Below are 4,803 nucleotides of genomic sequence, written 5' to 3'. Positions count from 1 at the left end.
AAATTCACACATAGTTGCTCGGTGTTCACAAACTGAAGGAAAAACCACCTACCTATTCCCTAAAAAAATGACTAATATAACCAATGGACCTTATTTATAATAATAAACAATTAAATACTGACTGGATAGTATGTAAATGAAAATAAATCATTTAGCCTATTAAAAATGACCCCTGGGAAACCGAATAGCATAACCGTTCAAAGAAATAAATACCGCTAAAGATTGATCCGGTGTAAGATAAGGGTAATCATTACCGCCAGGAGAAAAATATGAAAAAAAACAAATTTCAAATTAAAAGAGAAGCAACATTTGAAAGTTTTATAGACGCTGGCGTGAATTTGTTGATTGACCGAGCGTATGATCCGGTTTCTGTAGAAGATATCAGCAGAGCCGCCGGGTACAGCAAAGGAGCATTTTATGTTCATTTTGTCAGCAAGGACGATTTTCTGCTGTACCTTCTCGAAAAACGTCAGATGAAAAAAAAGATCATTATAGGGTATCTTGATCAAATGGAGCGGGAGTCAGTGAAATCGCTGACATTGGACGAGGCTGCAAAACACGCTGCAGAACTGCTTTATTCCTATTACATAAATAAGCCGTCGTGGGACATCACCTCGTTTGCCATGAACATGCCGACATATAAAGTTTTAAAGAAATGCAAGGCCTATGTCCGGCTGTACGAATTGTGGGTGGAAGAAAATGTGTTATATATTAAGTGGCTGAAGGAGAGAAAGCTGATTGACGCCTGTATTGATCCTGAATATACGGCTAAAATAATATGTGCAGTCCTCGACGGAATCATCAAACAATCATATGTATTGGGCCAGCCAGCCACCTTCCGCAGCTTTTTAGACGCACTCTCGGTATTTTTCACTTTAGACAGAGAGCACGAGACGCCAAGAATTTTGAAAAGTTTTTCAGAAAGCGAGGAACATCAGTGAAGTATAGAGAAATAATTATGTATATCATTATGGGGGTTTTCACAACCATTGTGAATATCGCCAGCTTTTATATATTGGTAGAGATCATGAATGCGGATTACAAAGCCGCCACTGTCGCCGCTTGGATTTTGTCCGTGCTGTTTGCTTACATAACAAATAAATTATATGTGTTTCAGCAAAAAACACATGATCTGCAGAGCCTGCTGAAAGAGCTCACTGCTTTTTTCAGCGTTCGGGTCCTGTCTCTCGGCATAGATTTAGGCATGATGATCATTCTTGTCAGCCAGTTCAATACAAATGAAACCTTGGCCAAAATACTCGACAACGCGGTCATTGTTGTCGTCAACTATGCTGCGAGCAAATGGCTCGTCTTTAAAAAAACAAAAGAAGAAGGGGTATGACAGAGGACAGCAGCATATGATCTGCCGTTTTCTATGGAGAAATAAGGGGAATAAAAAATAAAAACCAGAAAGGTGATTGCACATGCGGGAAGAGCTAAAGGGGATATTTGCAAGTGTATTCGGAGAAAAAGAGGGGTTACGGTTTTTTTTCGCACCTGGAAGAGTGAATCTGATTGGAGAACATACAGACTATAACGGCGGGCATGTATTTCCGTGCGCGCTGACAATGGGTACATATGCTGCTGTTGCAGAAAGAAACGACGGGCTTGTCCGGATGTATTCAGATAACTTTAGAAACGCAGGCATCAAGGAATGCAGCCTTGACGACATTCGCTATCAAAAAGAAGACGACTGGGCGAACTACCCAAAAGGCGTGATTTATGAATTTCAACAGAGGGGATATGCAGTTCCCCATGGCTTTGACATTGTATTTTCAGGGAATATTCCAAACGGGGCGGGGCTGTCGTCTTCCGCTTCTATTGAACTGCTGATGGGGGTCGTGCTCCGAAGCTATTTTCATCCTGAAGTAGATGCGCTTGAGCTTGTGAAAATGGCGCAGCATGCGGAAAACCATTTTATCGGCGTCAATTGCGGAATTATGGACCAATTTGCAATTGGAATGGGGAAAAAACATCATGCGATGCTGCTGAACTGCGACACGCTTGACTATGAATATAGCAAACTCAATGTCTCAGGCCTCGCGCTGGTCATCGCGAACACGAACAAAAAAAGGACATTGGCTGACTCAAGCTATAATACGAGACGCCAAGAATGCAATGATGCATTGCTTGATTTGAAAAAAGGCCTCGATATTGCCGCACTGGGCGACATCAAGCCTTCTGATTTCGATGCGCATTCCAGCCTGATCCAAAATGAAACGAACAGACGCCGGGCAAAGCACGCTGTATACGAAAATCATCGTGCTATTAAGACGGCCCATATGTTCAAAGAGAACAATATAGATGAAATCGGGCAGTTAATGAAGGAATCCCACCTTTCATTGAAGGATGACTATGAAGTAACATGCCCTGAACTTGATGAGCTTGTGTTTGCGGCATGGGATCACGAAGGTGTAATTGGATCAAGAATGACGGGAGCAGGCTTTGGCGGATGCACCATCAGCATTGTAAAAGATGAGTTCGTTGATGATTTTATTCAGAAGGTTGGAGACAGATATCAAGCAAAAACAGGGCTCCGAGCGGATTTTTATGTCGCGGATATCGGAGAGGGAGCGAGAGAACTAAAGGGGGAGTGACATATGAGTATTATTGAACATCTGGAACAGTTGCTAGAGTATGGCCTGGAACGAAAATTGATTTCGATCTGGGATCGGGAATATACGAGAAACCGTCTTTATGAAGCGCTGGGCATCACACATCCCGAGCCGATCTCCGGCATCTGCATCAAGCAGTCACAAAGCCTGCCGGACTTGCTCGCTCCCATCTATAAATGGGCTGCCGAAACCAGACGAATGGAAGCGGATACAGATACGTACCGTGACCTGCTCAGCGCAAAGCTGATGGGCTGTTTTGTACCTGCCCCGTCAGAGGTCATTCGCAAATTTGAAGAGACAAAAGCATTATACGGCCCAAAACAGGCGACAAAGGAATTCTATCAATATTCAGAGGATGTCTATTATATACGGACTGACAGAATCGCCAAAAATGTTCATTGGACGGTGCCGACCGAATATGGCGAGCTGGAAATGACCATTAACCTATCAAAGCCTGAAAAGGACCCGAAAGCGATTGCGGCTGCAAGAGAGCAGGAACAGACAAATTATCCGATGTGTTTGCTGTGTAAAGAAAATGTCGGGTTCGAGGGAAGCGTGAATCATCCAGCCCGGCAAAATCACAGAATCATTCCGGTCATCCTTGAGGACGAACAATGGTTCCTGCAATTCTCGCCATATGTCTATTATCCAGAGCACTGCATTGTCTTAAAAGGTGAACATGAACCGATGGAGATCAGCAAAAAAACATTTGAAAGGCTGCTGTCATTTCTCGGGCAGTATCCGCATTATTTTATCGGTTCAAACGCGGATCTGCCGATTGTCGGCGGCAGCATCCTAAGCCATGATCATTTCCAAGGCGGCGCGCATGATTTTCCAATGGCACGTGCAGAAGCAGAAGACGTTTATGGATTAAATGATTATCCCGGCGTGTCGCTGGGCTTAGTGAAGTGGCCGATGTCTGTGCTCAGGCTCCAAGGAGACGAACCGGGTCATGTCGCCGAAGCTGCTGACCATATTTTCCGCACGTGGCAGACGTATTCCGATGAAAAAGCCGGCATTGCCGCCTATACAGGCGATACGCCCCATAATACGGTCACACCGATTGCGCGGCGCAGGGGAGAATTGTACGAACTCGATATCGTACTGAGGAACAACCGGACGGATGAGGAGCATCCATTAGGAATATTTCATCCCCATAAGGAAGTTCACCATATTAAAAAAGAAAATATCGGCCTGATTGAGGTCATGGGATTGGCGATATTGCCGGGCCGCTTACAGGAGGAAATGAAAGAAACGGCAGCGGCGCTATGCTCTGCTGATCCGAAAACAGCCTTAGAACAAAATCCGCTCACTGCAAAGCATAGTGAATGGGCTCTTCGAATGATGGAAAAAAGAACCATAACAAAAGAGAATGCAGATCTAGTCATAAAAGAAGAGCTGGGACATGTATTCGCTCGCATTCTTGAACACGCCGGTGTGTTTAAACAGACAACGGAAGGAAAACAGGCCTTCAGAAGGTTTATCGACCAGTTGGGCGTCAAACCAGTCAAAAGCCTCAACCGCTAGGGTTGAGGCTTTTTCGATTTTTATGGCAAAACAAACACCCAAAGCGCTGACGCTTCGGGTGCTGCTGCTTTTATCCTCTTTTTCTGGTTAACAGGCTTACTAAAAAGACAACAATGGCTGCACCGATTACCGCTGGAATAATGGCAAATCCGGCTAGGTGCGGCCCCCATGTTCCAAGCAGCCCGTGTCCGATCCAGGCGCCAATAAGACCTGCGATCATAGACCCGATAATTCCTCCGGGCATATCTCCTTTTACAAACAGGCTTCCAAGCCATCCGATAATAATAGCGACGATAAGTGAAATAAGAAAACTCATCATGCAACACATCCTATTTTTTATTTATTTGCTTATATCATTCCTCTTTTTTGTATAAGATAAACAACTGGATGCTCTCATAAAAAATACGGACAATTCAGAGCATATTGGCTCTTCATTGCGCCTTTTCTTTCAATATTTGATGCGTTAAAATGGTAACCGTGTGAAAATATGCTAGACGAGGAAAAAATAATTCCTATCTAGAAAGTTTAACAAAATGAAATTTTTGATTGACCTAAGTTTTTTATTGTGGTAAACCTTAATTTGTCAGAATTAGTTCTTCATCATCTTTCTTTACTTTATATGCGGAAATAACTAGAAACTTTTCATCTTAAGCGATAGATA

At 43.6% G+C, this 4,803-nt stretch carries 5 protein-coding genes; 4 read left to right on the top strand and 1 reads right to left on the bottom strand.

The genetic code is table 11. From position 1 onward, the window contains the following. The first annotated feature begins 269 nt into the window (after positions 1–269). The 4 genes from slrC to galT all read left to right on the top strand — a co-directional run bounded on the left by slrC (position 270) and on the right by galT (position 4,142). The gene (gene slrC / locus RAC86_RS35420) at positions 270–941 is read left to right on the top strand and encodes a transcriptional regulator SlrC (protein WP_014478350.1); all 672 of its coding nucleotides are present in this window, start codon (positions 270–272) and stop codon (positions 939–941) included. Positions 942–958: 17 nt separating this feature from the next. Further along, positions 959–1,342 carry a GtrA family protein gene (locus tag RAC86_RS35415; RefSeq protein ID WP_377886685.1) on the top strand — a complete coding sequence of 128 codons (384 nt, stop codon included), beginning with the start codon at positions 959–961 and terminating at the stop codon, positions 1,340–1,342. 82 nt (positions 1,343–1,424) lie between these two features. Further along, positions 1,425–2,597 carry a galactokinase gene (locus RAC86_RS35410; protein WP_029318660.1) on the top strand — a complete coding sequence of 391 codons (1,173 nt, stop codon included), beginning with the start codon at positions 1,425–1,427 and terminating at the stop codon, positions 2,595–2,597. A gap of 3 nt (positions 2,598–2,600) precedes the next feature. Continuing rightward, a complete protein-coding gene (galT, locus tag RAC86_RS35405) occupies positions 2,601–4,142 on the top strand; it encodes a UDP-glucose--hexose-1-phosphate uridylyltransferase (protein WP_377886684.1) in 1,542 nt (513 codons plus the stop codon). Between the two features lie 70 nt (positions 4,143–4,212). Here the strand turns inward: galT and RAC86_RS35400 are convergent, their stop codons facing one another. Beyond that, positions 4,213–4,458: a GlsB/YeaQ/YmgE family stress response membrane protein gene (locus RAC86_RS35400; RefSeq protein WP_009968363.1), complete on the bottom strand. Its 246-nt coding sequence runs from the start codon at positions 4,456–4,458 to the stop codon at positions 4,213–4,215. Positions 4,459–4,803 lie beyond the last annotated feature (345 nt).

The sequence above is a fragment of the Bacillus sp. LR_5 genome, assembly GCF_042709275.1.
Note: the sequence above shows the minus strand (reverse complement) of the source record. Positions and strands in the feature narration are given on the sequence as shown.

What these genes read in the sequence shown, in the direction of transcription:
- slrC (WP_014478350.1), top strand. Translation starts at nt 270, where the DNA reads ATGAAAAAAAACAAATTTCAAATTAAAAGAGAAGCAACATTTGAAAGT.
- RAC86_RS35415 (WP_377886685.1), top strand. Translation starts at nt 959, where the DNA reads ATGTATATCATTATGGGGGTTTTCACAACCATTGTGAATATCGCCAGC.
- RAC86_RS35410 (WP_029318660.1), top strand. Translation starts at nt 1,425, where the DNA reads ATGCGGGAAGAGCTAAAGGGGATATTTGCAAGTGTATTCGGAGAAAAA.
- galT (WP_377886684.1), top strand. Translation starts at nt 2,601, where the DNA reads ATGAGTATTATTGAACATCTGGAACAGTTGCTAGAGTATGGCCTGGAA.
- RAC86_RS35400 (WP_009968363.1), bottom strand. Translation starts at nt 4,458, where the DNA reads ATGAGTTTTCTTATTTCACTTATCGTCGCTATTATTATCGGATGGCTT.